Source organism: Roseovarius maritimus, assembly GCF_043355895.2.
Classification (GTDB): domain Bacteria; phylum Pseudomonadota; class Alphaproteobacteria; order Rhodobacterales; family Rhodobacteraceae; genus Roseovarius; species Roseovarius maritimus.
Map to the genome: position 1 here is coordinate 273,437 of NZ_JBHFPF020000001.1, position 26,591 is coordinate 300,027.

Annotated in this window: 25 protein-coding genes; 14 read left to right on the forward strand and 11 right to left on the reverse strand. The window is 64.3% G+C overall.

Annotated features, from left to right (window positions below):
• Positions 1-52: 52 nt before the first annotated feature.
• Positions 53-706: a hypothetical protein gene (locus ACEWPM_RS01330; RefSeq protein WP_393960679.1), complete on the reverse strand. Its 654-nt coding sequence runs from the start codon at positions 704-706 to the stop codon at positions 53-55.
• Between the two features lie 383 nt (positions 707-1,089).
• Between ACEWPM_RS01330 and xth the strand changes: the two genes are divergently transcribed.
• From xth to eno, 3 genes are all read left to right on the forward strand, one after another.
• The gene (xth, locus tag ACEWPM_RS01335) at positions 1,090-1,869 is read left to right on the forward strand and encodes an exodeoxyribonuclease III (RefSeq protein ID WP_393960680.1); all 780 of its coding nucleotides are present in this window, start codon (positions 1,090-1,092) and stop codon (positions 1,867-1,869) included.
• A 22-nt stretch (positions 1,870-1,891) separates the two neighbouring features.
• Positions 1,892-2,788, forward strand: a complete 897-nt coding sequence (locus ACEWPM_RS01340; protein ID WP_393960681.1) for a DMT family transporter — start codon at positions 1,892-1,894, stop codon at positions 2,786-2,788.
• A gap of 80 nt (positions 2,789-2,868) precedes the next feature.
• On the forward strand, positions 2,869-4,146 hold the full coding sequence (gene eno / locus ACEWPM_RS01345) for a phosphopyruvate hydratase (protein ID WP_393960682.1): 1,278 nt from the start codon (positions 2,869-2,871) through the stop codon (positions 4,144-4,146).
• Between the two features lie 68 nt (positions 4,147-4,214).
• Here eno and ACEWPM_RS01350 read toward each other — a convergent pair whose 3' ends face one another.
• From ACEWPM_RS01350 to zwf, 4 genes are all read right to left on the reverse strand, one after another.
• Positions 4,215-4,490: a glycine zipper 2TM domain-containing protein gene (locus tag ACEWPM_RS01350; RefSeq protein ID WP_393960683.1), complete on the reverse strand. Its 276-nt coding sequence runs from the start codon at positions 4,488-4,490 to the stop codon at positions 4,215-4,217.
• Positions 4,491-4,810: 320 nt separating this feature from the next.
• Complete coding sequence (pgi, locus tag ACEWPM_RS01355; RefSeq protein WP_393960684.1) at positions 4,811-6,412, reverse strand: glucose-6-phosphate isomerase; 1,602 nt, start codon at positions 6,410-6,412, stop codon at positions 4,811-4,813.
• 1 nt (position 6,413) lies between these two features.
• Positions 6,414-7,085: a 6-phosphogluconolactonase gene (gene pgl, locus ACEWPM_RS01360; RefSeq protein ID WP_393960685.1), complete on the reverse strand. Its 672-nt coding sequence runs from the start codon at positions 7,083-7,085 to the stop codon at positions 6,414-6,416.
• Positions 7,082-8,539 (reverse strand): glucose-6-phosphate dehydrogenase, encoded by a 1,458-nt coding sequence (zwf, locus tag ACEWPM_RS01365; RefSeq protein ID WP_393960686.1) that lies wholly within the window; start codon positions 8,537-8,539, stop codon positions 7,082-7,084. The genes pgl and zwf overlap by 4 nt, the downstream gene beginning before the upstream one ends.
• 160 nt (positions 8,540-8,699) lie before the next feature.
• On the opposite strand from zwf, the gene ACEWPM_RS01370 reads away from it, so the two are divergent.
• The 6 genes from ACEWPM_RS01370 (at position 8,700) to ACEWPM_RS01395 (ending at position 15,267) form a co-directional block, all read left to right on the forward strand.
• Positions 8,700-9,650 carry a radical SAM protein gene (locus ACEWPM_RS01370; RefSeq protein WP_393960687.1) on the forward strand — a complete coding sequence of 317 codons (951 nt, stop codon included), beginning with the start codon at positions 8,700-8,702 and terminating at the stop codon, positions 9,648-9,650.
• 130 nt (positions 9,651-9,780) lie between these two features.
• Positions 9,781-12,285, forward strand: a complete 2,505-nt coding sequence (locus ACEWPM_RS01375; RefSeq protein ID WP_393960688.1) for a heavy metal translocating P-type ATPase — start codon at positions 9,781-9,783, stop codon at positions 12,283-12,285.
• 12 nt (positions 12,286-12,297) lie between these two features.
• Complete coding sequence (cueR, locus tag ACEWPM_RS01380; protein ID WP_393960689.1) at positions 12,298-12,708, forward strand: Cu(I)-responsive transcriptional regulator; 411 nt, start codon at positions 12,298-12,300, stop codon at positions 12,706-12,708.
• A 141-nt stretch (positions 12,709-12,849) separates the two neighbouring features.
• Positions 12,850-13,722, forward strand: coding sequence for a DUF305 domain-containing protein (locus tag ACEWPM_RS01385; RefSeq protein ID WP_393960690.1), 873 nt, complete (start codon positions 12,850-12,852; stop codon positions 13,720-13,722).
• Positions 13,723-13,752: 30 nt separating this feature from the next.
• The gene (locus tag ACEWPM_RS01390; RefSeq protein WP_393960691.1) at positions 13,753-14,520 is read left to right on the forward strand and encodes a MauE/DoxX family redox-associated membrane protein; all 768 of its coding nucleotides are present in this window, start codon (positions 13,753-13,755) and stop codon (positions 14,518-14,520) included.
• Between the two features lie 60 nt (positions 14,521-14,580).
• A complete protein-coding gene (locus tag ACEWPM_RS01395; RefSeq protein WP_393960692.1) occupies positions 14,581-15,267 on the forward strand; it encodes a M48 family metallopeptidase in 687 nt (228 codons plus the stop codon).
• 5 nt (positions 15,268-15,272) lie between these two features.
• On the opposite strand, the gene ACEWPM_RS01400 is transcribed toward ACEWPM_RS01395, so the two are convergent.
• The 5 genes from ACEWPM_RS01400 to ACEWPM_RS01420 all read right to left on the reverse strand — a co-directional run bounded on the left by ACEWPM_RS01400 (position 15,273) and on the right by ACEWPM_RS01420 (position 20,996).
• The gene (locus ACEWPM_RS01400; protein WP_393960693.1) at positions 15,273-15,818 is read right to left on the reverse strand and encodes an RSP_2648 family PIN domain-containing protein; all 546 of its coding nucleotides are present in this window, start codon (positions 15,816-15,818) and stop codon (positions 15,273-15,275) included.
• On the reverse strand, positions 15,815-17,023 hold the full coding sequence (locus ACEWPM_RS01405) for an RSP_2647 family RNA methyltransferase (protein WP_393960694.1): 1,209 nt from the start codon (positions 17,021-17,023) through the stop codon (positions 15,815-15,817). The genes ACEWPM_RS01400 and ACEWPM_RS01405 overlap by 4 nt, the downstream gene beginning before the upstream one ends.
• A 37-nt stretch (positions 17,024-17,060) precedes the next feature.
• Positions 17,061-17,708, reverse strand: coding sequence for a DUF6778 family protein (locus ACEWPM_RS01410; RefSeq protein WP_393960695.1), 648 nt, complete (start codon positions 17,706-17,708; stop codon positions 17,061-17,063).
• A 166-nt stretch (positions 17,709-17,874) separates the two neighbouring features.
• On the reverse strand, positions 17,875-18,147 hold the full coding sequence (locus ACEWPM_RS01415) for a hypothetical protein (RefSeq protein ID WP_393960696.1): 273 nt from the start codon (positions 18,145-18,147) through the stop codon (positions 17,875-17,877).
• Complete coding sequence (locus ACEWPM_RS01420; RefSeq protein WP_393960993.1) at positions 18,144-20,996, reverse strand: bifunctional [glutamine synthetase] adenylyltransferase/[glutamine synthetase]-adenylyl-L-tyrosine phosphorylase; 2,853 nt, start codon at positions 20,994-20,996, stop codon at positions 18,144-18,146. The genes ACEWPM_RS01415 and ACEWPM_RS01420 overlap by 4 nt, the downstream gene beginning before the upstream one ends.
• 162 nt (positions 20,997-21,158) lie before the next feature.
• Between ACEWPM_RS01420 and ACEWPM_RS01425 the strand changes: the two genes are divergently transcribed.
• The 5 genes from ACEWPM_RS01425 (at position 21,159) to ACEWPM_RS01445 (ending at position 25,817) form a co-directional block, all read left to right on the forward strand.
• Complete coding sequence (locus tag ACEWPM_RS01425) at positions 21,159-21,599, forward strand: DUF2852 domain-containing protein (RefSeq protein WP_393960697.1); 441 nt, start codon at positions 21,159-21,161, stop codon at positions 21,597-21,599.
• A 125-nt stretch (positions 21,600-21,724) separates the two neighbouring features.
• Complete coding sequence (locus ACEWPM_RS01430) at positions 21,725-22,201, forward strand: RDD family protein (RefSeq protein WP_393960698.1); 477 nt, start codon at positions 21,725-21,727, stop codon at positions 22,199-22,201.
• A 79-nt stretch (positions 22,202-22,280) separates the two neighbouring features.
• The gene (locus ACEWPM_RS01435; protein ID WP_393960699.1) at positions 22,281-23,105 is read left to right on the forward strand and encodes an arginyltransferase; all 825 of its coding nucleotides are present in this window, start codon (positions 22,281-22,283) and stop codon (positions 23,103-23,105) included.
• Positions 23,106-23,249: 144 nt separating this feature from the next.
• Complete coding sequence (locus tag ACEWPM_RS01440) at positions 23,250-25,295, forward strand: ASKHA domain-containing protein (protein WP_393960700.1); 2,046 nt, start codon at positions 23,250-23,252, stop codon at positions 25,293-25,295.
• A gap of 75 nt (positions 25,296-25,370) precedes the next feature.
• Positions 25,371-25,817 (forward strand): hypothetical protein, encoded by a 447-nt coding sequence (locus ACEWPM_RS01445; RefSeq protein WP_393960701.1) that lies wholly within the window; start codon positions 25,371-25,373, stop codon positions 25,815-25,817.
• Between the two features lie 60 nt (positions 25,818-25,877).
• Here ACEWPM_RS01445 and ACEWPM_RS01450 read toward each other — a convergent pair whose 3' ends face one another.
• Complete coding sequence (locus tag ACEWPM_RS01450; RefSeq protein ID WP_393960702.1) at positions 25,878-26,279, reverse strand: helix-turn-helix transcriptional regulator; 402 nt, start codon at positions 26,277-26,279, stop codon at positions 25,878-25,880.
• Between the last annotated feature and the right edge of the window lie 312 nt (positions 26,280-26,591).

Sequence of the window (26,591 nt, forward strand, 5' to 3'; positions counted from 1 at the left end):
GTGAACTCCATTTTGATGTGGTCCGGGCCGATCGCCCCGTTCGGGTGTGCGCTTACATGCTTGAGGTAAACATCTCGACCGCGTCGCCTTCGCGTGCTGCAGTCACGGGCGCCATCGAGGAGGTGAAGGCACCAACGGCCTCGCCTGCGGCAACCGGTGCCATGGACGATGTGAACATCTGCACCGCGTCACCTGCTGCGGCGTCGGCGGTGACTGACGGGCTCATCGACGATGTGAACATTTCCACATTGTCGCCAGCAGCGGCATCTGTGCGGGCCGAAGGCGCCATCGACGAGGTGAACATTTCGACGTTGTCGCCGGTGGACGCGTCTGCGCGGGCGGACGGTGCCATCGACGAGGTGAACATCTGAACGTTGTCGCCAAGGCTGGCATCCGCACGGGCCGAGGGGCTCATGGAGGAGGTGAACATCTCGACATTGTCGCCTGCGGTCGCGTCAGTGCGGGCCGAGGGTGCCATGGACGAGGTGAACATCTGCACCGCGTCACCGGTTGCGGCATCTGCGGTCACGCTGGGCGCCATGGACGACGTGAACATCTCGAGGCCTTCGCCCAGACCGGCATCTGCCGACATGATCGGACCCATGGACGAGGTGAACATCTCTGCCCCGATACCGTCATGCAGGCTGGCCGTGCGAACAGTGTTGGTTGCGCCGAAGGTGGTTTCAACTTTGCGTTGTGCTGTCATTTTCATAATCCCCAGATTGAAGTTGCAGACACCCAAAGGCTTGCAGCTTGACGCAAAGCTGCCAAGCAAAATTTCAACCTAAAGGCGAGTTGCCGTTAGCAGGTGATGTCAAGAACATCGGCTAAGGTTCGCGGACTCTTGAAAGAATCCGAACCGCAAAAAAACTTATCCACAGGGGAGTTTGGGAGCCGTTTTAGAGTCTGTTTCGGGAAAAATTCGCGACGTCAAGATACAACCTGAACGTGTTTCTTGATTCCAAACCCCCTTCAGATCCACTCGGAACCGCCTCAGCGATTCGCTCTGGGCACCCACCCCTCCCTTGCCCCTTGCGCCCGGCTGCGTAATAGGTGGGATCGGCATTCCGACCGCGCGAGGACCAACCGATGAAAGTGGCGACATTCAACATCAACGGCATCAAGGCCCGCATCACCGCCCTGCCCGATTGGCTGGACGAAGCGGAGGCCGACGTGGTGCTGCTGCAAGAGATAAAGTCCGTCGACGAGGCCTTTCCGCGCGAGATTTTCGAGGATCGCGGCTACACCGTGGAGACGCATGGGCAAAAGGGATTCAACGGGGTTGCGATCCTGTCGAAACTGCCGCTTGAAGATGTCACGCGCGGCCTGCCCGGCGATGACAACGACGAGCAGGCCCGCTGGATCGAGGCCACCGTGATGGGCGACACCGCCATCCGCGTCTGCGGGCTCTACCTGCCAAACGGCAATCCGGCGCCGGGGCCGAAATACGACTACAAGCTGGCTTGGATGGAGCGAATGGAGGTTCGCGCCACCGAGCTTCTGGCGCTGGAAGAGCCGTTCCTGATGGCGGGCGACTACAACGTCATCCCGCAGGACGAGGACGCAAAGCGGCCTGAGGCGTGGCAGGACGACGCGCTGGCCCGGCCCGAGACAAGGCAAGCCTTTCGCCGCCTGATGAACCTCGGCTTTACCGAGGCGTTCCGCGCCCGCACGCAAGGGCCGGGGCATTACAGCTTTTGGGATTACCAGGCGGGCGCGTGGAACCGCGATGACGGCATCCGCATAGATCACTTCCTTCTGAGTCCCGCCTGCGCCGACTTGCTGGAAGATTGCCAGATCGACCGCGAAATCCGCGCACGGGAAAAACCTTCTGACCATGTGCCTGTCTGGGTGCGTCTGCGCGCCTGATCCGTTCCTGAAAGGACACAAGATGGATAATTTGCGCGGCAGCCTCCTGATGGTGGTGGCCATGGCGGGCTTTGCCGCCGAGGACCTCTTCGTCAAACTCCTGTCCGAGGATCTCCCCGTGGGACAGATGCTGATGATGCTGGGCGCAGCGGGCTGTGCCGTCTTTGCGTTGGCGGCACGGGCGCAGGGTGCGCGGCTGATCAGTCCGGTCCTGCTCACACGCCCCGTTATGTTGCGCAATCTGGGCGAGATCATCGCGGCGGTCAGCTATGTCACCGCGCTGGCCATGGCGGACCTCTCGACCGTCTCTGCCATCCTGCAGGCGACGCCACTAGCCGTAACCCTGGGCGCCGCGCTTTTCATGGGGGCGCAGGTGGGTTGGCGGCGCTGGTCGGCGATCCTGGTGGGCTTCGGCGGAGTTCTGATGATCGTGCGGCCAGGTTTCGACGCGTTCGACATCTCGTCGATCTTCGCGGTCGTTTCGGTCTTTGGCCTCGCGATCCGCGATCTGGCGACGCGGACGATCCCGTCCACGATCTCTTCCATGCAACTCAGCTGCTATGCCTTCGGCACGATGGTGCCCACCGGCGCGGTCCTCCTGGCGTTCAGCGGCGGCGCGACCATGCCGACGCCGGTGAACTGGGCCTACCTTCTGGGCGCGCTGATCTTCGGTGTGCTCGGTTATTATTTCATCGTCGGCGCGATGCGCATCGGGGAAATCGCCGCTGTCACGCCATTCCGCTATGCCCGCCTGCTCTTTGCGCTGATCCTCGGGATGTCCCTTTTGGGCGAACGTCCGGATCTGTGGACCCTACTTGGTGCCGTGATCATCATCGCCTCGGGCCTCTACACCCTCATCCGCGAGCAGCGCATTGCGCGGCGCGCCTTCCGACAGGCAAAACCCAAAGGGCCCCTCTAGCGCTACCATAATTCCCTTTGCCGCGCGCATTTGTTAAAGGCGGCCTCCAAGCCAATTTCCCAGATCAGGACATCCGCCCAATGAGCAGCATCATCGACATTCACGCCCGCGAGATTCTCGACAGCCGGGGCAACCCCACGATCGAGGTAGACGTGACGCTTGAGGACGGCACTCTGGGCCGCGCTGCCGTGCCCTCGGGCGCATCCACCGGCGCGCATGAGGCGGTCGAGCGGCGCGATGGCGACACCGCCCGCTACATGGGCAAGGGCGTGCTGGAGGCGGTCGAGGCCGTCAATGGCGAGATCGCCGATGCGCTGGACGGGTTCGACGCGACCGAGCAGGTCGCCATCGACATGGCGATGATCGAGATGGACGGCACCGATAACAAATCGCGCCTGGGCGCCAACGCGATCCTCGGCGTGTCGCTGGCGGTCGCCAAGGCGGCGGCGGACTATACCGGCCAGCCGCTTTATCGCTATGTCGGCGGCACCTCGGCCCATGTCCTGCCCGTGCCGATGATGAACATCATCAACGGCGGCGAGCATGCGGACAACCCGATCGACATCCAGGAATTCATGATCATGCCGGTCGCCGCCGGGAACATCCGCGAGGCGGTGCGCATGGGCGCCGAAGTGTTCCACACACTCAAGAAGGAGCTTTCGGCAGCGGGCCTTTCCACAGGGATCGGCGACGAGGGTGGGTTTGCCCCCAACATCGCCAGCGCGCGCGAAGCGCTGGATTTCATCCTGAAGAGTATCGAAAAGGCCGGCTACAAACCGGGCGACGACATCTACCTCGCCCTCGATTGCGCGGCGACGGAATACTACAAGAACGGCAAGTATGAGATGATCGGCGAGGGCAAATCGCTGACCAGCGAGGAAAATGCCGACTACCTCGCAGCCCTCGTCGCGGACTATCCGATCATTTCCATCGAGGACGGCATGGCCGAGGATGACTGGGACGGCTGGAAGGCGCTGACCGAGACCTTGGGCGACAAGGTGCAGCTGGTGGGTGATGACCTCTTCGTCACCAACCCCGAGCGTCTGGCCAACGGCATCGCGCGCGGCTGCGCCAATTCGATGCTGGTCAAGGTCAACCAGATCGGCACCCTTACGGAAACGCTGCGCGCCGTCGATATGGCGCATCGCGCTGGCTATACCAACGTCATGTCCCACCGCTCGGGCGAGACGGAGGATGCGACGATTGCCGATCTGGCCGTTGCCACGAATTGCGGGCAGATCAAGACCGGCAGCCTCGCGCGTTCGGACCGGCTGGCGAAGTACAACCAGCTGATCCGCATCGACGAGCTGTTGGGCGAGACGGCCGAGTACGCCGGACGCAGCATCCTGCGCGGCTAGGCGCGATCATCGTAAAAAAAAAGACGCGGCAGAATTGCCGCGCCTTTCAATATCCTGCGCCGCCAATTTTAGGGGCAAGGCGCTTCGTAATAGGTGCCGTCGCCACGCGCATAGGCGCAGATCTTTTGCTGCTGGTTCTGCGCCACGACCGTACCCGCGGCTGCACCGCCCAAGGCCGAGATCAACTTCCAATCATCATCAGCCCCCAGCGCTTCGGCTGTCAGCAGGCCTGCGGCGGCGCCGCCCGCCACACCGGCCACGGTGCGCTGGTTCGACGTGAGGTTTTCACAGGCCCCGAGGCCCATAACAGCGGTCAAGGCGACTGCGGAAATCCAAGGTTTCATTGATTTCTCCTTAATTTGTCTCTCATATCCGTCACCCGGGCCATGCATTGCACAAAGCACCCGGCGCTGACGCATCAACACATGTCGCGCGAGAAGGTTCCAACCAGAACTGCGCAAATGAAAAATTAAGCAAAAATCTGCTTAAGGGATGAAACCATTTGCGGAATTCCGCGTGAGTACAGGCAATCAGGCGGCTTGGAGTGTCCGGATCCCAGCATGGATGGACCTTGAAACGCTTGTCTCAATCGCGTCGCATCCCGTGCGGCGCCAGACGGACGCTGCGTGATCCTCCTCCGGAGGGCGTGCGGCCAGAGGGCGGATCAGCCTGTTACAGAGTGAACGTAGTGTATCAGTTGCCGGGTTGATCCGTCCTTGCCATCCGCCGAAACCTCACCCGACACGACCGGGCCAAGGTCGTTTGCCAGTTTCTTGCCCAACTCGACGCCCCATTGATCGAATGAATTCAGACCGAGCATGACACCCTCGGCAAAGACGCGGTGCTCATAGAGCGCGATGATCTGGCCGAGGCGGCGCGGCGTCAGCCGGTCATAGATCAAGGTGACCGACGGGCGGTTCCCGGGAAAGACGCGATGCCGCGCCTGCCGGTCCAGTTCGGCTCCGGAAAAACCGCGCTCCTTCATCAGCGTGCGCGCCTCATCGAGAGTCCGGCCCAGCATCAGCGCCTCGGATTGCGCCAGACAGTTTGCTACCAGCAAGCGGTGCTGATGGGCGAGATCCGGCTCATGCCCTTCGGCGGCCAGCAGGAATTCGCACGGCACGACTTGCGTGCCTTGGTGGATCAGCTGGTAAAAGGCGTGCTGACCATTTGTGCCCGGCTCGCCCCAGACGACCGGGCCGCCGCCATGCGCCAGAGGCCGCCCATCCATGCCGACGCCCTTGCCGTTCGATTCCATTTCCAGCTGCTGCAGATAGGCCGGCAGCCGCGCCAGACGCTGGTCATAGGGCAGCACGGCGCGCGTCGGGTACCCGCACGCCTGATGGTGCCAAAGCCCGGTCAGCGCCAGCATGATCGGCATGTTCCGATGCGGCGGAGCCCCCAGGAAGTGGCCATCCATCGCCTCGGCTCCGCGTAGGAAATCAGTAAATTTCTCGGCGCCTATGGCGATCATCAGCGAGAGGCCGATCGGCCCCCAGATCGAATAGCGCCCACCGACCCAATCCTCGAAGCCAAAGACACGCTCGGCCGGAATGCCCCATTCTGCCGCCTCCGCTTCGGCGGAAGACAGCGCGGCGAATTGCGCACCGGGATCGTCCACGCTCTGTGCCATCCAGGCGCGGGCTGTGGCTGCATTCGTCATCGTCTCGGTCGTGGTGAACGTCTTGGAGGCCACAAGGATCAGCGTGGTCGCCGGATCAAGCCCCGCCAGTGCGGCAGTGATATCCGCGCCATCCACGTTCGAGACGAAATGACAGCGCGGTCCGTCATGATAGGGCGCAAGCGCGCGCACTGCCATTTCCGGGCCCAGATGCGAACCGCCGATGCCGATATTGACCACATCCGTGATCGCGCCGCCCGCCCCCTTGAATGCGCCGCTGCGCACAGCACCGGCAAAGCTGCGCATCCGCGCCAGCGTGTCCCGAACGCCGGGCATCACATCGCTGCCGTCCACCATGACAGAGCCGCCCGACAGATTGCGCAGCGCCGTATGCAGCACCGCGCGGCCCTCGGTCTCGTTGATGGGCTGGCCCGCGAACATCGCCTCGCGCCGCTCAGGCAGGCCCTGCGCGTCGGCCAGCGCCAGAAGTGCGCCGCGTGCCGCTGCGTCCATCGACGTCTTGGAGTAATCCAGCAACATATCGTCGAACCGGGCCGAGAAGTCGGCGGCCCGCCCTGCCCCGAAGAGTGGCGCGATGCCGCGCATGCGCGCCTTGTCGGCCATGGATTTGATGTCGCGCCACATATCAGGGTGCCCAGTGAACCGTGGCATCGTCCAAAAGCGCGACGATCGGCGCATCAGCGGCATCCATCGTGCGCGCCCGCTCCAGGGCCTTGCGCTTGGCGTTTCCGGTGATGACCACATGCAGATGCATCGCGCCGCGGAGCACCCGCGCGGTCAGCGTGACGCGCGGCTCCGGCTCGCCCTCGATCCGCACGGGCAGGACTGCGGGCGCGTCATGCGCCAGCGTCGCCTCTAGGCCGGGGGCGCGCGGAAACATCGAGGCGGTGTGCATATCGCCGCCCATGCCGACCAGCGCGACGTCGATCGGCAGGCGCGGCGTCAACTGCTCGGCCAGCCCCGGCGCGGCCTCTTCGGGCGTGGCATCCTCGACATAGAGCGGCAAGAGCGTGGCTGCCGCCGCCCGCTCGCATATCAGGCGCTGCGCGATCTGGCCCGCGTTCGAGCGCAGATGCGCTTGCGGGCGCCAACGCTCGTCGCTGGGCATGACGTCAATATGGCCCCAGTCGACACGCGCGCCGCAAAGCGTGTCAAAGACCGGACCCGGCGTTGTTCCGCCCGGCACCACGAGCAGGGCGCGATCGCGCTGGCGCAGCGCCGCATTCAACTGAGCGGCCATCACATCGGCAAGGCCCATCGCCATGAATTCGGCATCGGGATATTCGGTCAGGTTCATGGGCGTATCTCCCGCCAGCGGCGTCCGTCACGGTGCATGAGGGCCAGCGCATCGTCCGGCCCCGAGCTTCCTGTTGCATAAGTGCAGGGCGGGCGGCTGGATGCCTCCCATTCGTCGATGATGGGGTCGGTCCATTCCCACGCCGCCTCCACCTCGTCCCCGCGCATGAAGAGGGTCTGATCGCCGCGGATCACATCCATGATCAGCCGCTCGTAAGCGTCGGGGATATCATCGGCCTCGGGGCCCAAAGCGTCGGAAAAGGTCATGTCCAGCGGCACATCGACAAGGCGCATGCCGCCCGGTCCCGGCTCCTTGATGGTTACGCCCATCTCGATCCCTTCATTGGGTTGCAGGCGGATGGTCAGGATGTTGCGGTGCCGCCCCGCATCGGCGCCAAAAATCGAATGGGGCGCGTCCTTGAACACCACGGCGATTTCGCTGGCGCGGGCGCGCAGCCGTTTGCCCGTGCGCAGGTAGAAGGGCGTGCCGGCCCATCGCCAGTTGCCAATCCGCGCCTTCAGCGCGACAAAGCTTTCGGTCTGGGTGTCGGGATTGCCGACCTCCTCGGCATAGCCGGGCAGGCCATCGGTGCTTTCATACTGGCCGCGCACCACGTCAGCGGGCTGCACCGCCTCAAGCGCGCGGATCACCTTGAGCTTCTCGTCGCGCACGGCATGGGGGTCGTATTTTGCGGGCGGCTCCATCGCAGTCAGACATAGTAGTTGCATGATATGGTTCTGCATCATGTCCCGCATCGCACCCGACTTATCGTAATACTCGCCTCGGCTGCCGACCCCGCCGGATTCGGCGACGGTGATCTGGATATGATCGACATACTGGCTGTTCCACAGCGGCTCGAAGAGGGTATTACCGAAGCGGATGGCCATCAGGTTCTGAACCGTCTCCTTGCCCAGATAATGATCGATCCGGTATATCTGCGTCTCATCGAAATGCTGCGCCAGCGCCGCATTCAGCTTGCGCGCCGAGGTCAGATCGCGGCCGAAGGGTTTTTCGACCACCACGCGCGTATCTGCGCAGATCAGCCCATGCGCCTCGATCCGCTCGGCCAGATCGCCAAATAGACCCGGCCCGACCGAGAAGTAGAAGGCGCGGATGCGTCCCTCGCCGGTCAAACGCTCTTTCAAAACAGTCCAGCCCTCGTCACCGCGCGCGTCCAGCGTGACATAGCCAAGCTGGCCCAGAAATGCACCCAAATGCTCGGAATCGCAGGCCGTATCGGCGCCAAACTCTGTGACCGCCGCCCGGACAAACTCGCGATAGCCTGCATCGTCCATCTCGGCGCGGGCCGCGCCGATGACGCGCGCCTCGTCGCCCATCTGGCCCGCGCAATAACGGCGAAAGAGAGCCGGCAGGATCTTGCGCCGCGCCAGATCGCCGGTGCCGCCAAAAATCACCAGATCGAATGGCTGGACTGGAATGACGCGCGATACCATCAAAGGGGCTCCTCTTCGCCGCGCACCTTAGCACCCTGCGCCGCGTTCACAACTCTGTCAGATGCGGGTGCGCGGCTTTCCAGAGCCGGGCAGCCGGGATAGGCACGATTGACGGGCACGCAAGTCAGGCATGCAAGTCAGGCACTTCAGGAAGGACCGCATGAGAGACGCAATAGAGACCCCCAATGCAGGCAAGTTTCGCGACCCCGAGGTGACCGCCTCGGGCGAGCCGCGCGCCCATGTCGCGCTGACCCGGCCCGACACGCTTTGGTTCAATACCGGAACGCTCTGCAATATCGAGTGCGAGAATTGTTATATCCTCAGTTCGCCCACCAATGACGCGCTGGTCTATATCACCGAGGCCGAGGTGGCAGACTATCTGGACCAGATCGAGGCGCGCGGCTGGCCCGTGCGTGAAATCGCCTTCACCGGCGGCGAGCCTTTCATGAACCCCGAGATGATCGGGATGGCGCGCGCGGCCCTTGAGCGCGGCTATGAGGTGCTGATCCTGACCAATGCCATGCGCCCGATGATGCGCAAGAGCATGCGTGCGGGCATCGAAGAGTTGAACGCCGCCTGGCCCGGCCAGATGACCTTCCGCATCTCGGTCGATCACTGGTCCGAAGAACTGCACGACAAGGAACGCGGCAGGGGCGCCTTTGCCCGCACGCTGGAAGGCATGGACTGGTTGAAGGGAGCCGGCGTGCCGATGGCCGTTGCCGGCCGCACCGTCTGGGGCGAAAGCGAGGGCGAGGGCCGCGCCGGCTATGCCCACCTTTATGCCGCGCGCGGCTATGACATCGACGCTACCGATCCGGGCGCCACCGTTCTATTCCCTGAAATGGACGAAGCGGTCGAGGTGCCCGAGATCACCACCGGCTGCTGGGATATCCTGGGCACATCCCCCGATGCCGTGATGTGCGCCTCGTCCCGCATGGTGGTCAAGCGCAAGGGCGCGGCCCGCCCCGCGGTGCTGGCCTGCACCCTCCTGCCCTACGCGCCTGAATTCGAGCTGGGCGAGACTTTGGCCGAGGCCGAGCGCGACGTATCGCTCAACCATCCGCATTGCGCCAAGTTCTGCGTTCTGGGCGGGGCGAGCTGCTCGGCCTGAATGGCAAGGGGCGCAGGTAGGAGCCGGGCCCGGCAAGGATGCGGGAACACGGTCGATTTAGGCCAAGGCCCCTTGACCTTCCAGCAAGTGGAACCCCTATGTCGGGTTCAAAGACTTGCAGGAGCCGCCAATGCCAAAATCGCACCCCCTACGGTTTACCGTTGAGAATATGTCCTGCGGCTCGTGCGTGGGCCGTGTCGAGCGCGCGCTGACGGGCCTTCCGGGCGTGTCAGATGTGACCGTGAACCTCGCTGCCGAAACGGTGCAGGCACAGATCGACGTGCCGGAGCGCACAGGAGATATCGTGGCGGCGCTGCAACAGGCCGGATATCCCCCGCGCGTGCAGACCGTGCGGCTGAACGTGGCCTCGATGTCCTGCGCGTCCTGCGTGGGCCGCGTCGACAGGGCGCTGGCCGCTCTTCCGGGGGTTCTGGACGTTGCGGTCAACCTGGCCTCCGAGACAGCGACTGTCACCTACGCCGAAGGTGCGCTGCAACTGGAGGACCTTCTGCGCGCCGCCGAGGAGGCCGGGTATCCGGCGACACCTACCGAGACTGCCTCCAAAGAGGACACCGGCGCCCGCAAGGCCGAAGAGGCCCGCGCGATGGCACGCAAGACGGTACTGGCCGCGGCCTTGGCCCTGCCGGTTTTCCTGCTGGAAATGGGCGCGCATGTCATTCCGGGCATGCACGCGCTGATCGGGCGCAGCATCGGCCATGAGGCCAGCTGGCTGATCCAGTTCGCGCTGACGACGGCGGTCCTTGCCGGGCCGGGCCGCGCCTTCTACACCAAGGGTTTCCCTGCGCTCCTGAAGGGGGCGCCGGACATGAACAGCCTTGTCGCCGTTGGCACCTCGGCCGCCTATCTCTATTCGCTGGTCGCGCTTTTCGCCCCCGACCTTCTGCCCGAGGCATCGCGCGCCGTCTATTTCGAAGCAGCGGCGGTCATCGTCGTGCTGATCCTGCTGGGCCGCTGGATGGAGGCGCGAGCCAAGGGCCGCACCGGCGCCGCGATCCAGAAGCTGATCGGCTTGCAGGCCCGGACCGCCCGCGTTCTGGTGAACGGCGAGGCGCAGGACCTGCCGATAGAGCAGATCAGCGCGGGCGCCACCCTGCTGGTTCGCCCGGGCGAGCGTATCGCTGTGGATGGCGAGATCACCCAAGGCAGCGCCCGCATCGACGAGAGCATGATCACAGGCGAGCCGCTTCCCGTGGCGAAAACCGAGGGCGATCCCGTCATCGGCGGCACGGTCAATGGCTCCGGCAGCTTTCAGTTCCGCGCAACCCGCGTAGGCGCGGACACCACGCTGGCGCAGATCATCCGCATGGTCGAAGAGGCGCAAGGCGCCAAGCTGCCCGTGCAGGGCATGGTCGACCGCATCACGCTTTGGTTCGTACCCGCTGTCATGGCATTGGCCGCGTTGACGGTGCTGGTCTGGCTGGTCTTCGGCCCCTCCCCGGAGCTGTCCTATGCGCTGGTCGCGGGCGTGTCGGTCCTGATCATCGCCTGCCCCTGCGCGATGGGCTTGGCGACGCCGACCTCGATCATGGTGGGCACGGGCCGCGCGGCGGAAATGGGTGTGCTCTTCCGCAAGGGCGACGCGTTGCAACAGCTCTCAAGCGCGCGCATCGTTGCGCTGGACAAGACCGGCACCGTGACCGAGGGGCGCCCTGCCCTGACCGATCTGGTGCTGGCGGACGGGTTCGACCGGGCCGAGGTGCTGGGCCTCATCGCCGCTGTCGAGGCGCAGTCCGAGCATCCCATCGCCGAGGCCATCCTGCGTGCCGCTGAGACCGAAGGCGCGCCGCACCACGAGGCGCACGCGTTCGAATCGATCACCGGCTACGGCGTTCGCGCGCAGGTCGCTGGCCGCGACATCCTGATCGGGGCTGAGCGTCTGATGACCCGCGAAGGGCTGCAGCCGGGTGCGCTGGCCGAGGCTGAAATGGAATTGGCCAGCGCTGGCCGCACGGCGCTTTATGCCGCGATCGACGGGCAGGTCGCGGCGGTTATCGCCGTGGCCGATCCGGTCAAGCCCGCCAGCGCGGCGGCGATCCGCGCGCTGCACGATCTGGGGCTGAAGGTTGCGATGATCACCGGTGACAAGCGCGAGACGGCTGAGGCCATCGCGCGCGAGACGGGCATAGACAATGTCATTGCCGGGGTCCTGCCCGAGGGCAAGGTCGCCGCGCTGGACGAGTTGCGCACCGGCGGGCAGATCGCCTTTGTCGGCGACGGCATCAATGACGCGCCCGCGCTGGCCCATGCGGATATCGGCATCGCCATCGGCACCGGTACGGATGTGGCCATCGAATCCGCCGATGTCGTGCTGATGTCCGGCGATCTGCGCGGCGTGGTCAACGCGATCACCGTATCCACCCGCACCATGCGCAACATCCGGCAAAACCTTTTCTGGGCCTTCGGCTATAACGTCGCGCTTATTCCTGTGGCGGCGGGTGCGCTTTACCCGGCCTTCGGCGTCCTGCTTTCGCCGGTTCTGGCAGCCGGGGCGATGGCGCTCAGCTCGGTCTTCGTGCTGACCAACGCGCTGCGCCTGCGCCGGGTTCGTCCCGCGATGCGGGAAGCCCGGCCCCCGCGCCCTGCCGCTGACCCCTCACCGGCCCCGGCGGAATAAGGAGGACACGCCATGAATATCGGAGATGTCGCCGCCCGCTCGGGCTTGCCCGCCAAGACGATCCGCTATTACGAGGATATCGGCCTCGTCAAACCGCAACGCAGCGCCAATGGCTATCGCAGCTTCCGCGAAACGGACGTGCACAAACTGGCCTTTCTGGGCCGGGCCCGCGCGCTGGGATTCAGCATCGAAGATTGCCGCAGCCTGATGAAGCTCTATGAGGATACCGGCCGGACCAGCGCCGAGGTCAAGCAGATCGCGCAGGAGCATCTGGTGCATATCGAAGAGAAGATCGCCGAGCTGTCACAAATGCGCGCTACCCTCGCGTCCCTCGTCGATGCCTGCGCCGGGGATCAGCGCCCCGATTGCCCTATTCTGGCCGATCTCGCCTCCAAAAATGGCCGCGCGCAGCCCGGCGAGTAGCACCGCCTTTGCGACTTTCGCCTAAAACGCGATTTCACATCGCAAAAAATATGGAACCCTCCAGCGGTGGAGCATGGTTTTGTTCCTGTCAAAGGTGCCGAACCGCTGTGTTTCTGCGCCGGAAGGATAGGGAGAATTGTCATGTCCTATTGGAGATTTGCCGCCATGATCGCGACCTCGACGGTCGTGATGTTCATCCTCATGTATCTCAACACTTTCCTCTGGACCCATGTATTCTGGTCCGAAACCCGCGCCTATATGGCGATCCTGATGGGTGGCGTGATGGCGATCATCATGCTGTCCTTCATGCTGGCCATGTATTCCAGCAAGGCTATCAATGCCGCGATTTTTGCCGGTGCCGCCATCGCGGTCGCCGGCTCTTTGTGGTTGGTGCGCAGCCAGGTCACCGTGGGCGATACCAGCTATATGCGCGCGATGATCCCGCACCATTCCATCGCCATCATGACATCGGGCCGAGCCAATATCGAGGATGCCCGTGTGCGCAAGTTGGCCGACAGCATCATCTTTGCGCAGGACAAGGAAATTGCCGAGATGCGCTATCTGATCAACCAGATCGAGGCCTCGGGTGTGGCCGCCGAGGAGGGCCGCGATGACCCGGCTCAGATTGTCAGCGTGGAAGAAGCGCTCTCCACGGCGAAAGTGGCGGGAGTTGATGCGGAATTCCTCAAGGATGATGAAATCGCGCAGCTTTTCCCTGACGGCGCCGCCTGCACTTTCAACTATACCACGAAAAGCCCCGCGTCGCTGGCCCTCGGACAAGTGGACGGCGCAAGCGCCGGTCTGGTCAAGCTGAGCGGCGATCTGGTGCGGCTCGAGGCCGATGCCGCCGGCCAGACCCTCAGCGCTGAGGGCATCACGATGAAACTCAGTGCCGCGGATGGCTCCGGCTCTCTCGAAAATGTCGGCAATACCCCGGTCGAGGCAACACTCGTGCTGGAGTTGGCGGCAGGGCTGACCGCTGGCTATCGCGGCTTCTACAGTTGCCGCGCCTGATTCCGCCAAATGCACCCGAATGGAGACGTTATGCCAAAGGACACCCCCAATACCGCCAAACTCTATCGCATGGTCATGCCGGACCACCTCTGCCCCTTTGGTCTCAAATCCAAGGATCTTCTGGAGCGTGAAGGCTACACGGTAGAGGACCATGAGCTGACCACGCGCGAGGAAACCGACGCCTTCATGGAGCGTCACGGCGTCGATACGACGCCACAGGCGTGGATCGGGGACAAACGGATCGGCGGATACGAGGCGCTGCGGGTCTATTTCGACTTGGACAAGCCTGAAAGCGAACGGTCGGACATTTCTTACACGCCCGTCATCGCGATCTTCTCTGTCGCTTTCCTGATCGCGCTGGGACTGTCGTGGTTCACCTTTCAGGATCTCCTCACCCTGCGCGGCTTCGAATGGTTCATCTCCATCTCGATGTGCTTTCTGGCCGTCCAGAAACTGAAGGATATCGAGAGCTTTTCGACCATGTTTCTCAACTACGACCTTCTGGCGCGGCGCTGGGTAAGGTACGGATACATCTACCCCTTTGCCGAGGGCTTTGCCGGTATCCTGATGGTCGCGAGTGCGCTCACCTGGCTCTCGGCCCCGGTCGCGCTCTTCGTCGGGACGGTCGGCGCAGTGTCGGTCTTCAAGGCGGTCTATATCGACAAGCGCGAACTGAAATGCGCCTGCGTCGGCGGCAACAGCAATGTGCCACTGGGATTCGTGTCGCTGACCGAGAACCTGATGATGATGGCGATGGGCATCTGGATGCCGCTCAAGGTTTATGTTCTGGGCTGGTGACAGCCAGATCGGCAGACCGGACGCCTTGCCCGCACCGCGCGCGCAGCCCATATATAAGGCATGTTGAAATTCACCCCGATCCTTCTGGCGCTGATCTATGCCTTCGTCATGTTCCGGTTCTCGGTCTGGCGCACCTCACGCGATCTGACCGACAAATCGACCGAACTGGCAGACCCCAGGCTGAAGGCGCTGACCGACAGGCTGGCCGCCGCGCTGGATCTGGCGCGGATCCGAGTGCATATCTACGAGATCGAGCCGGTGAACGGCCTCGCTGCCCCGGACGGGCGCATCTTCATCACCCGCGGCTTCTACAACAAGTTCCAGTCTGGCGAGGTCTCGGGCGAGGAGATGGCATCCGTCATCGCGCATGAGCTTGGCCATGTGGCCCTTGGCCATTCGCGGCGGCGGATGATCGACTTTTCGGGTCAAAACGCTCTGCGCACGGCGCTGGCGATGGTGCTCTCGCGCTTCCTGCCCGGCATCGGCGTGATGATCGCTGGTGCGCTGACCTCGCTTTTGGCCGCGCGGCTGTCGCGCCGGGATGAGTATGAGGCGGATGAATACGCCGCAGCGCTGCTGGTCAAGGCCGGGATCGGGACGGAGCCGCAGAAATCGCTTTTCCAAAAGCTGGAGGCGCTGACCAAGTCGAATTCCGGCGCCGCCCCCGCGTGGTTGATGAGCCACCCCAAGACGGCGGAACGTATCGCCGCCATCGAAAAGCTGGAGGGACGCTGGGGTCAGGGCTGACCCGCTCAGCTTTGCGTCAGTGCCTTGGCAAGGCGCGGCAGGCGCGCCTTTTTCAGTAAGGGCCGCAAGGTCCAGTCCGTTCCGCCAAGGCGGCGCGCCTCAGCCAGAATTTGGTCCGCAACCTCGGCTATCATCTCGGGCTGCGCCTGCCAGATGCCATGCAGAAGCGCGTCTGGATCGCTGCGCGACAACCCTTCTTCTGCCAGGATCTGGCGCGGAAAATCCTTGGCATTTAGGGTGATGATTACGTCCGCCGATCCCGCGATGGCGGCGGCCAGCACATGGATATCTGCAGCGTCAGGCAGCCACAGCCGATCCTCCAGCGATTGCGGCCAGCGGATTTCGGCGTTGGGCCAATCTATCGCCAGAAGGGCCGCCTCGGAGGCTGCCTGCGCCATGCCATCGGGGCCCAGTTTGATCGCGGCACGCTGCCATTCCTCGATGATGCGCGCGGACCAGAGGGGGGTGAAGGCCCCTGCCCGCGCCGCGCCCAGCAGCATCTGGCGCATGACCGTCGGATAGATCACGCAAGTATCCAGAAGCGCCTTCACAGCCGGAAAAAGAGCGCCTTGAGATAGCCGCTTTCGGCCAGTTGCGGATGCATCGGGTGGTCCGGCCCCGCCCCGCCCGTGTGGATCAGCTGCGCGCTGCGCCCGGTCTCGTGCAGGCCGCGCCCGATGCCGCGCAGGCTGGCGCGGCGGAAGGCGTCCATGTCGGCGGCGTGGCTGCACGAGCAGAGGCCCAGATAGCCGCCGGGTCGCACCAACGGCGCGGCAAGGCGCGCGGTGCGCTCATAGGCGCGCAGGCCAGCCTCCAGCGCCTTTTTCGACGGCGCAAAAGCGGGCGGGTCGCAGATGACCACGTCAAATGTCGCGCCCTCCTGCCCCAGCGCCATCAACACGTCGAAGGCATCGCCGCGCCGCATCTGGAAGGCATCGCCAAGCCCCATCGCGTCCGCGCCGCCCTGCGCAAGAGTGAGCGCCGGCTCGGAGCCATCCACGGCCAGCGCCGAGGACGCGCCCGCCGCCATCGCCGCAAGGGAAAAACCGCCGACATGGCTGAAGACATCGAGCACGCGCGCGCCCTTAGACAGGCGCGCGGCAAAGGCGTGGTTGGGCCGCTGGTCATAGAACAGGCCCGTTTTCTGCCCGCCGGTCAGGTCGGCCAGATAGGTGGCGCCGTTCATCGGCACATGCACCGGCGCATCCGGCGCGCTGCCCATCAGCCCAGCAGAGACATCATCGAGCCCCTCGAGACCGCGCGCGCGGCCGCTGGCATTTTTCAGGATGTTGCGCGCGCCCGTGACCTCGGCCGTCGCGGCGGCCAGATCCTCCTGCATCACATCGGCCCATACGGCATTGGGCTGAATCACGCAGGTATCGCCAAAGCGGTCGATGATGACCCCCGGCATGCCGTCCGCCTCGGCGTGGATCAGGCGGTAATACGGCGCATCGAACAGCGTCTCGCGCAACTCCAGCGCGCGGACCAGGCGACGGGTCAGCCAGGCGCGGTCGATCTGCGCGGAGGTGTCAAGGTCCAGCACCCGCGCCATAATCCGCGAGGCGGGGTTGACGGCGACAAGGGCGAGCGGCGCGCGTTCGGCATCCTCCAGCAACGCGATGGTGCCAGGCACAATCGCTTTGGTGCGCCGGTCTGTCACCAACTCGTTATCGTAGACCCAAGGGGCGCCAAAGCGCACGGCCTTGGGCGAGGTTTTGGGTTTGAGGCGGATCACGGGAAAAGGGGACGGTGTCATGCCGTCCCCTTAGAAGGTTTTGCGGTGTGCGCAAAGCCTATTTGGCGTTGAACATGGACATCAGGCCCAGTTGCTCGGGTTGAAAGCTGCCGGGCTCGATCAACTCGGTCTGGATGACTTTGGCAAGATGATCGGTGATGCGCACCTTCTGAGTTTCGCCACGCTGCTCGGCGGCCATGGCCTGCGAGCCGCCATAGCCCTTGAGGTCGGCCTCTATGCTACGTGTCGGCGTCAGGGCCAGACCCGTGGCCGGATCGCGCAGCGTGACCGAGAAAGTCACGTCGTGCACGCCGCCAACCGAGTAGCGCGCCTTTTCCGTCAGGGCATGAAATCGCTGGACTTCGATGTCGAGAACGGCGGGCACGCCACTTTTCATGTTCTGCGTGCCGCGCATCATTGCCTCTTCGAAGATCGCGCCAATTTGTTCATAGCGATCACCGATCGGATCGCCGCGCCAGACGATGTCGCCCCCGGGATAATAGCTGTTGGCCTCCGAAACCTTCAGCGTCCGGGGTACATTCACGCGCACCGACTGGATGTCCACGGCCATAGTCGTGGCACGCTGCGGCGCATCGACGATGGCAGCGCGGCTGACCGACTGATCGGGCACACCTGCGCAGGCCGAAATCCCCAGCGCCAGCGACAGTCCCATGATCGTGCGGATCGTTGTGCGAAATGTAGACATCACTGTCCTCCTGCGGCCTTTTCGGCCCTATTCCGTCGGGGCGTATCCCCGCGCTCAGGAAGGACCATCGCCGCGAATTGAGGCCAATTCGCGACAAATGAGGTGCAAATGCGTGATGAATGCGGGGCCTTGTTGCGGCGCGGATCCTGCCTGCGCCGCTCGCCTGTCAGTCCCGTGGCCGCGATTTCCAGCCGCCGCGCCGCCGCGGACGCGCCGAGCCCTCCTGCCCCTGCAGAAGCACGGCGGTCATGGGATGAGCCGGGTGATCGGCCTGATAACGTGCCAGAAAGTGCGCGATGGCCTCTTGGGTGTCCTGCCCGTCGGGCAGCGAAAGCGCCCAGTCGAGAAAGATCGACCGGCACTCTTCGGGCGCGATACCGTCGATGCGGTAGGCCTCGAAGATCAGGCCCTTTCTGTCCAGTGGATCACTTGATTTCACGGTGTCGCCCCTTGGCTGTCCGGCGCATCGGCGCGCGCCGCCTCTGATAACGCCGCATCTATGACATCCGCCGCCGCCTGCGCGCGCGCCTCCAACTCGGCGATAAGGTCCGGGATATCGGCGCAACCCGTCTCGCGCAACACAAACGCGCGCGCGCCCGAGCCGAGCGTATCGGCATCCAGCGGGCCTTCGCCCAAAAGGCGCGCTGCCATCTGCACATCGCGGCAGAGCGAATGCGCGCGCGACAGCGCCTGCGCGCCCGGCTTGTCCCACCAGCCCAGCGATGTGCCCGCACGCAGCCCGGCCTGTGTGCCGGCCACCCGGCCCACTTCGCCCGAAACCAGAATCGCCGCCTGCGCGATCAGTTGAATATCCTGCAGCCGTCCCGGCCCCAGTTTCGGGTCCAGCGGCCCTTCGGGCAACTTGGCGGCGGCGATGCGCGCGCGCATCTCGGAAACCTCGCGCGCCAGGCGCGGCGCTGTGTCCGGGCGCGCCGCCACCTCGGCGATCAGATCACAGCGAAACGCCTCGACCTCGGCGCCCAGATCGGCCTCGCCCGCGATGGCGCGGGCGCGGGTCAGGGCCAGATGCTCCCACCCCCAGGCGCGATTGCGCTGGTAGTCCTGAAACGCGCCCAGAGATGTGGCCACCGGCCCCTGATTGCCCGAGGGGCGCAGACGCATGTCCACCTCGTAGAGCCGCCCGCCGGTCATCTGCGCGGTCAGCCCCGAGATCATCGCCTGCGTCAGCCGTGCGTAATAAGGCTGCACCGCCAGCGGCCTGCGGCCCTCCGACGCCTCGGCGCCGCCCGCATCGTAGATCACGATCAGATCCAGATCCGAGGCCGCGTTCAGCGCCCGCGCACCCAGCGATCCCATCGCCATGACCGCCGCGCCGCGCCCCGGCGGCGGCCCATGCTTGCGCGAGAACTCGGCAACGACTTCGGGCCAGAGCGCGCCCAGAACCGCCTCGGCCAGATCGGCATAGTGCCGCGCCGAGGTAGCGGCATCGACAAGCCCGCGCAGGTGATGCACACCGATGCGGAAATGCCATTCGCGCCGCCAACTGCGCAGCGCGATCAGGCGCCCCTCGTAATCGCGCTCGCGCGCCAGCCGCGCGGAGACATCCGCGCGCAGCGCAGCAAGGCCGGGCCAGGGGGCAAAGAAATCCCCGGCGATCACCGCGTCAAATACGGCGGCATTGCGCGACAGATACCCCGCCAGTGCGGGCGCGGTTCCGACGATATCGACCAGAAGCTCGATCAGCTGCGGATTGCTCTCGAAAAGCGAGAAGACCTGCACGCCCGCGGGCAGCCCCGCCAGAAACCCGTCGAAGGCCAGCAAGGCCTCCTCGGGATGCGAGGTTCGCGACAGGCGTGCAATGATGTCGGGGCGCAGGCGGCGGAAAATCTGCCCTGCCCGATCCGAGCGCAGCGCCGGATAGCTCGGCCAACGCCCGATTACTTTGGCATCCAGCCAGGTGCCTTGCTCGGCCTCGTCGCCACCGGTCTCGTCCTCCTCCTCGGGTCTGAAGAACCGCTCGATCACGCCATCGACTGCAGTAAGGCGCGCCAAAAGATCGTCCTTCAAATCGTCCGCGTCCCGGTCCATGAAAGCGGCGAGCCGTTCGAAACCTTCGTCTGTCTCGGGCAAATCATGCGTCTGCTGATCGCGCAGCATCTGCAGGCGATGCTCGACCTCGCGGTAAAAGCGGTAATGATCGGCCAGATCGCTTGCGATATTGGCCGGAATCCAGTCCTTTTCGGCCAGTCCCGCCAGCCCGTCGAGTGTGCCGCGCATGCGCAGCGAGGGATCGCGCCCCCCGACGATCAGCTGCCGCGTCTGGGTAAAGAACTCGATCTCGCGGATGCCGCCCCGCCCCAGCTTCATGTTGTGGCCCATGAGGTCCAGCGGACCGCCCAGATCGGCGCCGAGGCCTTTATGCGCACGGATGCGCAGTCGCATGTTATGCGCGTCCTCGATGGCGGCGAAATCGAGATGCCGCCGCCAGACGAAAGGTTGCAAGGCGGTCAGGAACGCCTCGCCCGCCGCCAGATCGCCCGCGCAAGGGCGCGCCTTTATATAGGCCGCGCGCTCCCATGTGCGGCCAAGGCTCTCGTAATAGCTCTCGGCGGCGGCCATCGACATGCAGACGGGCGTGACACCCGGGTCGGGGCGCAGCCGCAGATCGGTTCGAAAGACATAGCCCTCGGCCGTGTTTTCGCTGAGTATGGCGGCCATCCGGCGGGTGGCGCGCACAAAGGCGGCGCGCGCCTCGTGCTGGTCATCCTGCGCATAGCGCGTATCGTCATAGAGGCAGATCAGGTCGATATCCGAGCTGTAATTCAGCTCGCCGGCGCCTTGTTTGCCCATGGCCAGAACGGTCATGCCGGCGCAGCTGTCCAGATCGTCCTCGCTCATGCCGGGCAGCTTGCCTCGGCGCAGCTCGTGCCCGATGGCGTGGCGCAGCGCGATTTCGCAGGCCAGATCGGCCAGATCGGTCAACGCCTGCGTGACCATCTCCAGCGGCCAGACACCGGCCAGATCGGCAAGCCCGATCAACAGCGCCGTGCGCCGTTTCGCTTGCCGCAGCGGCACGGCGGGATCGCCTTCGAGCGCCCCGAGCCTCTCCAAAACGTCCGCCAGCGCATCCTCGGGCGCGTTCAGCGCGCCGGGCAGCCAATCCGCCTCGCTGTGCAGCAGATGACGCAGATACGGGCTACATCCGGCGGCGCCCGCGATGACATCGGAAAGATCGCCCTTGATCGCGCCAAACCGCGCCCGCGCTTCGTCGGCAGGCTCGGTCTGGTAAGGGCGCGGTATGCGGCGGATGCGGTCGGCAAAATCCATGCCCATAGTGATACGCATGGGGCGGGGGCGGTCAATGGCGCATGGCGCGGCAGCCTCGGCTATGTAAATATTATTCACATAGCCCCTTGCGGATGCGCGGCGCCGCTCCAATCTATCCAATGTGAATAGAATTTACATATCCCGCTTGAGAGGACATTGACAATGACCACCTATGCCCAAACCCCGACCGCGATCGGCGGTGTGCTGCGCTGGCTTGACCGCGCGGCTGCATGGCTGGACCAGCGCGGCAAACTGGCTTGGATCGCCGTTCTGGTGATCAGTTTTGCCACGATCTGGCCGATCGGCCTTGCCATTCTTGCCTATATGATATGGAGCAAACGCATGTTCGGATCCTGCAACGCCCGCCGCAAGGCGGCCCCTACGATGACCATCTCCCGCAGCAGCGGCAACACTGCCTTCGACGCTTATCGGGACGAAACGCTGCGCCGCCTGCAGGATGAGCAGGCCAGCTTCGAGCAATTCCTCGACCGTCTGCGCCAGGCCAAGGACAAGGCCGAGTTCGACCAGTTCATGGACGAGCGCGCCCGCGCGCCCCGCGGTGCCGATGCCGAACGGGATGCGGAGCCCTCGAAAGAGAACTGAGCCTCTCCACGCCATTCCGGGCAGGGCAGCCCCCTGCCCGGATTATTGCGCGGACTTGATCCCCGGCGCCGCGATGGTTTGATAAGGTGAGCCGCGCCGCGCCAAGCCAACACAGAGAGACGAAGATGTACAACCCCGACCCCGTCTATGATTCGGCTGCCGCGTATGTCGGGCTGCCAGACCCTGTCGCGCAGCCTGAATTCTATGCGGGCGTGACAATGAAACGCTTTCTCGCCTGGGTCGTCGATTCGGTCATGATCCTGATCTTTTGCGTCCTCGCGCTCATTCTGACCCTTGGGATCGGGTTTTTCTTTCTGCCCGCGCTGATGCTGGCCGTCGGACTGGTGTATCGCAGCGCCACGCTGGCACGGGGCTCGGCGACCTGGGGCATGGCACTGATGGCGATTGAGTTGCGCCGCCATGACGGCACACGCCTCGATTCCATGACCGCAGTCATTCATACTTTATGCTATAGCGCATCGATGGCCTTCGCGATTCCGCAGGTCATCTCGGTTCTGCTGATGTTGGTCGGCGGGCGCGGTCAGGGCTTGACCGATGTCGTTCTGGGCACCGCCGCGATCAATCGCCGTGCCATCCTTTAGCGGCATCAACGGATTCCCGGCTTGGCCCCGGACGCCTAGATTGCTAGTCTCCGCGAAACGCTGCTGAAAACGGTCCTTGATGCGACATACGAACACCATAGCGCCGCAGTTCTACGTGACTGCGCCCCAGCCCTGCCCTTATCTGGAGGGTCGGATGGAGCGCAAGCTGTTCACGGCCTTGCAAGGCGAAGGTGCGCAGCGGCTGAATGACGGGTTGAGTAAACAGGGCTTCCGCCGTTCGCAGAACGTTCTTTATCGCCCGTCCTGCGCCGATTGCGCCGCCTGCATGTCGGCGCGGATCAGCGTGGCGGATTTCACGCCCTCCAAAAGCCAAAGGCGCGTGACGCGCCGCAATGCGGGCCTCGAGCGCCGCGCAACCTCGCCCTGGGCGACCGAGGACCAATACGCGCTCTTTCGCCGCTACCTCGAATCGCGCCATGCGGCCGGGGGCATGGCGGACATGGATGCGTTCGAATTCGCGTCGATGGTCGAAGAAACCCCCATCCGGACCCGTGTCGTCGAATATGTCGACCGTGAGACCGGCGCGCTGGTTGCGGTCTGTCTGACCGACGTGCTCGAGGACGGGGTCAGCATGGTCTATTCCTTCTTCGATCCAGATTTGACCCGCCATTCCCTGGGCACCTACATAATCCTCGATCACATCGAGATCGCCCGCGAGGCAGGGTTGCCGCATGTCTATCTGGGCTATTGGGTGCCCGGATCTCCGAAAATGGGCTACAAGGCCGGCTTTTCCGGGCTCGAGCTGCATGTCGGCGGCCAGTGGGAGCTGATGCGCAACCCCGAGGATTACTCCGGCAAGGCGCATCCGCTATCCAACGATCCCATCTCCGAGCAGGTGGCCGGCATCACCCTGCCCGATGGCGAGCCGCTGAGACGCGGCTAGGACCTGCTGTGCACGGGCTGCGCGCTTGGTTGCGGCGCATATCATGCCGCCTCTGAACCCGTTTGAGGCGCTTCCGGCCTTTTCCTTGACGATTTAATCCCTAATGTCCCGTCAACGCACCCGCGCAACAGATGGACCCCTGCCATGAGCACTGATCCCCTCGTCGTCTTCACCCCCTCAGGTAAGCGTGGCCGCTTTCCGGTGGGCACGCCCGTCCTGACCGCAGCGCGGCAGCTGGGCGTCGATCTCGATTCGGTCTGCGGCGGGCGGGGCATCTGCTCGAAATGCCAGATCACGCCCAGCTACGGGGAGTTCTCCAAGCATGGGGTGACCGTGGCCCCCGACGCCCTGTCGGAATGGAATGCCGTCGAGCAGCGCTATGACGACAAGCGCGGATTGAAGGCCGGGCGCCGCCTTGGCTGCCAAGCCACTGTGCAGCGCGATGTCGTCATCGACGTGCCACCCGAAAGCCAGGTACACCGCCAGGTCGTACGCAAGGCAGCCTCGGCGCGCGTGATCGAGATGGACCCGGCCACGCGTCTTTACATGGCCGAGGTCGACGAGCCCGACATGCACGAGCCGACCGGCGATATGGAGCGCCTCGCCCGCGCTCTGCGCGAGCAATGGGACATCCCCGCCATCCGCGCCGATCTGAGCCTCATGTCCAAGCTGCAACCAACCCTGCGCAAGGGCAAATGGCAGGTGACGGTCGCGCTGAACAAGGCGCATGACGACGATGTCGCGCGCATGCTGGAAATTTGGCCGGGGCTGCATGAGTCGGGCCTCTACGGGCTGGCGATCGACCTTGGCTCCACCACCATCGCCGCACATCTGACCGATCTGCACAACGGGGCCGTCATTGCGTCCTCGGGCATCATGAACCCGCAGATCCGCTTTGGTGAGGATCTGATGAGCCGCGTGAGCTATTCGATGATGAACCCCGGCGGCAACAAGGAAATGACCGCTGCCGTGCGCGAGGCGATCAACACCCTGGCCGAGGAGATCGCAAAAGAGGCCGATATCGAGCCCGGTTTGATCGTCGAGACGGTGTTTGTCTGCAACCCGGTCATGCACCACCTCCTGCTGGGAATCGATCCGGTCGAGCTGGGCCAGGCGCCCTTCGCCCTCGCCACCTCGGACAGCATCTCGATGGACGCGCGCGAGCTGGACCTGAGCGCGATCAACCCACGCGCCCGCGTCTACATTCTGCCCTGCATCGCGGGCCATGTGGGCGCCGATGCCGCCGCCGTGGCCCTGTCCGAGCAGCCGGGCCGATCCGACGATCTGGTTCTGATCATCGACGTGGGCACAAATGCCGAGATCCTGCTGGGTGACAAACAAGGCGTTCTTGCCTGCTCCTCCCCCACCGGCCCGGCCTTCGAGGGGGCCCAGATCAGCTCGGGCCAGCGCGCCGCGCCCGGCGCGATCGATGCGATCCGAATCGATCCCGAGACGAAAGAGCCACGCTTTCGCGTGATCGGCAGCGATCTTTGGTCGGACGAGGACGGCTTTGACGCCGCCATCGGCGCCTCCGGCATCACCGGCATCTGCGGGTCCGGGATCATCGAGGCCGTGGCCGAGCTGCGCATGGCGGGGCTTATGGACGAGAACGGCCTGATGGGCAGCGCCGAGGCCACAGGCACGCAGCGCATGGTGCCCGAGGGGCGCACGCATAGCTATCTCGTCCATGACAGCACGAACGAGGGCGGTCCGCGCATCACCGTGACCCAGGGCGATATCCGCGCGATCCAGCTTGCCAAATCCGCGCTTTATGCCGGCGCGCGCCTGCTGATGGATGAGCGCGGCGTCGACAAGGTTGACCGCGTCGTGCTGGCCGGCGCCTTCGGCGCGCATATCTCGAACCTGCACGCGATGGTGCTGGGGATGATTCCCGACGCGCCGCTGGAAAAGGTGACATCGGCGGGCAACGCCGCCGGAACCGGCGCGCGCATCGCGCTGTGCAGCCTCAAGGCCCGCGCCGAGATCGAGCGCACGGTGCGCCGCATCCACAAAGTGGAAACCGCGATCGAGCCCAAATTCCAGGAGCATTTTGTCGCCGCCAATGCGATCCCGCACAAGACCGCCACCTTCCCCGAACTGTCGAAAATCACCAGCCTGCCCAGCCCGAATTTCAACGCAGGCTCGGGCGGCGGCGAGGATGGCGGGCGACGCCGCAGACGGCGGGGGTAAAATCGGGCGCGGCTTAGGAATTTCTAAAGGCCTGCGGTCTACGCAGATGGTTCCATTTATAACGGGATACCATCGATGCACCGCACCCTGCCGCTCACCCTTTCCGCTCTCTTGTTGCTGACCGCTTGCGCGGGGCGTGAGCCTAATCCGATCAAGGAGATACATGACGGCGACGCCCGCCTATCCTGCAGCGAGTTGCGCCGCGAGATCAACGTCAACAGCAAGGCCATTCAGGGGCTGATCGATGAAAAAAAGAGCAAGCAGACACAAAACGTCGTCGCAGGAACAGCCGGTGCCATCCTGTTTTGGCCGGCCCTCTTCTTCATGGACCTGAAGGGGGCGTCAGCCGAAGAAGCGCGAGCCTACCAGCGCCGCAATCAGGGCCTGCTCAGCCGCTACGAGGCGCGTGGCTGCAAGCCCACCATCGCCATCCAGACCTATGACCCCTCCAAGTCAGGAGGCGAGGCCGAGGCAAAGCGCATTGCGCAGGATGCCAAGGTCAAGAACGCGCCGACCAATTGATCGCGCCGCCGCGACGGGGCGCAGACGCCTTCGGATGGTGATGCACCCCGTCAGGCATGTTCAGTAGTTGCCGGCCACGTATTTCGCGATGGCGCCGCCACGCGAATTGACGTCCAGTTTCTGGTAGATCGCCTTGAGGTAATACTTGACGGTGTTCTCGGACAGGCCCAGCCGCGCGGAGATCTGGAAATTGGTCAGCCCGTTGGCCAGCAGCCCCAGGATCTCATGCTCGCGCCGCGACAGCGTATCCGTCGTCTCATTGGCCAATCGGCGCAGGATCTCGGTCGGAACTATCGAATGGCCTTCCACCAGCTTGCCCAGAATCTTGGGCAGGCTGATCAGGATCTGCGCCATCATGCAGACCGAATTGGCCCCGGCCTTGATCGCGGCGCGGATGAACGCGAACTCTCCTTCGTCGGCCACCACCACGACCAGCACGGCGGGGTAATCGCGGCGGATCATCTCCATCGCCGTGGGGTGTCCGAGATCTGCCCGACGAGCGAGCCGATCCCCTGACACACGATCAGCTGCCGGTCCGCAACGATCACGCGCGTTTCTGTCAAGATCGTCTCCTCCATCGCATGATTGCTGCATATCGGCGCGCCCTTGTCACGGGTTTTCTATGCAAAGCACGATGCGAACCCACTGATCTTACGGTATTTTTTGGTGTGCGATGGTATGCCGGGCGCCGCTCACCCCGGCGGGTAGGCCTGCCCTACCCATTCGGCGCGCCGTCTCAGCAAATCGCGGACAGGCCCATGCGGACGGGCATTG

Excerpts from the sequence above, each read along its gene's own strand:
- ACEWPM_RS01340 (WP_393960681.1), top strand. The coding sequence starts at position 1,892 with ATGGATAATTTGCGCGGCAGCCTCCTGATGGTGGTGGCCATGGCGGGC.
- ACEWPM_RS01405 (WP_393960694.1), bottom strand. The coding sequence starts at position 17,023 with ATGACACCGTCCCCTTTTCCCGTGATCCGCCTCAAACCCAAAACCTCG.
- ACEWPM_RS01435 (WP_393960699.1), top strand. The coding sequence starts at position 22,281 with ATGCGACATACGAACACCATAGCGCCGCAGTTCTACGTGACTGCGCCC.
- cueR (WP_393960689.1), top strand. The coding sequence starts at position 12,298 with ATGAATATCGGAGATGTCGCCGCCCGCTCGGGCTTGCCCGCCAAGACG.
- ACEWPM_RS01420 (WP_393960993.1), bottom strand. The coding sequence starts at position 20,996 with ATGGATTTTGCCGACCGCATCCGCCGCATACCGCGCCCTTACCAGACC.
- ACEWPM_RS01385 (WP_393960690.1), top strand. The coding sequence starts at position 12,850 with ATGTCCTATTGGAGATTTGCCGCCATGATCGCGACCTCGACGGTCGTG.
- ACEWPM_RS01395 (WP_393960692.1), top strand. The coding sequence starts at position 14,581 with ATGTTGAAATTCACCCCGATCCTTCTGGCGCTGATCTATGCCTTCGTC.
- ACEWPM_RS01350 (WP_393960683.1), bottom strand. The coding sequence starts at position 4,490 with ATGAAACCTTGGATTTCCGCAGTCGCCTTGACCGCTGTTATGGGCCTC.
- ACEWPM_RS01445 (WP_393960701.1), top strand. The coding sequence starts at position 25,371 with ATGCACCGCACCCTGCCGCTCACCCTTTCCGCTCTCTTGTTGCTGACC.
- eno (WP_393960682.1), top strand. The coding sequence starts at position 2,869 with ATGAGCAGCATCATCGACATTCACGCCCGCGAGATTCTCGACAGCCGG.
- ACEWPM_RS01370 (WP_393960687.1), top strand. The coding sequence starts at position 8,700 with ATGAGAGACGCAATAGAGACCCCCAATGCAGGCAAGTTTCGCGACCCC.
- ACEWPM_RS01425 (WP_393960697.1), top strand. The coding sequence starts at position 21,159 with ATGACCACCTATGCCCAAACCCCGACCGCGATCGGCGGTGTGCTGCGC.
- pgl (WP_393960685.1), bottom strand. The coding sequence starts at position 7,085 with ATGAACCTGACCGAATATCCCGATGCCGAATTCATGGCGATGGGCCTT.
- pgi (WP_393960684.1), bottom strand. The coding sequence starts at position 6,412 with ATGTGGCGCGACATCAAATCCATGGCCGACAAGGCGCGCATGCGCGGC.
- ACEWPM_RS01390 (WP_393960691.1), top strand. The coding sequence starts at position 13,753 with ATGCCAAAGGACACCCCCAATACCGCCAAACTCTATCGCATGGTCATG.
- zwf (WP_393960686.1), bottom strand. The coding sequence starts at position 8,539 with ATGGTATCGCGCGTCATTCCAGTCCAGCCATTCGATCTGGTGATTTTT.
- ACEWPM_RS01375 (WP_393960688.1), top strand. The coding sequence starts at position 9,781 with ATGCCAAAATCGCACCCCCTACGGTTTACCGTTGAGAATATGTCCTGC.
- ACEWPM_RS01430 (WP_393960698.1), top strand. The coding sequence starts at position 21,725 with ATGTACAACCCCGACCCCGTCTATGATTCGGCTGCCGCGTATGTCGGG.
- xth (WP_393960680.1), top strand. The coding sequence starts at position 1,090 with ATGAAAGTGGCGACATTCAACATCAACGGCATCAAGGCCCGCATCACC.
- ACEWPM_RS01440 (WP_393960700.1), top strand. The coding sequence starts at position 23,250 with ATGAGCACTGATCCCCTCGTCGTCTTCACCCCCTCAGGTAAGCGTGGC.
- ACEWPM_RS01330 (WP_393960679.1), bottom strand. The coding sequence starts at position 706 with ATGACAGCACAACGCAAAGTTGAAACCACCTTCGGCGCAACCAACACT.
- ACEWPM_RS01450 (WP_393960702.1), bottom strand. The coding sequence starts at position 26,279 with ATGATCCGCCGCGATTACCCCGCCGTGCTGGTCGTGGTGGTGGCCGAC.
- ACEWPM_RS01410 (WP_393960695.1), bottom strand. The coding sequence starts at position 17,708 with ATGTCTACATTTCGCACAACGATCCGCACGATCATGGGACTGTCGCTG.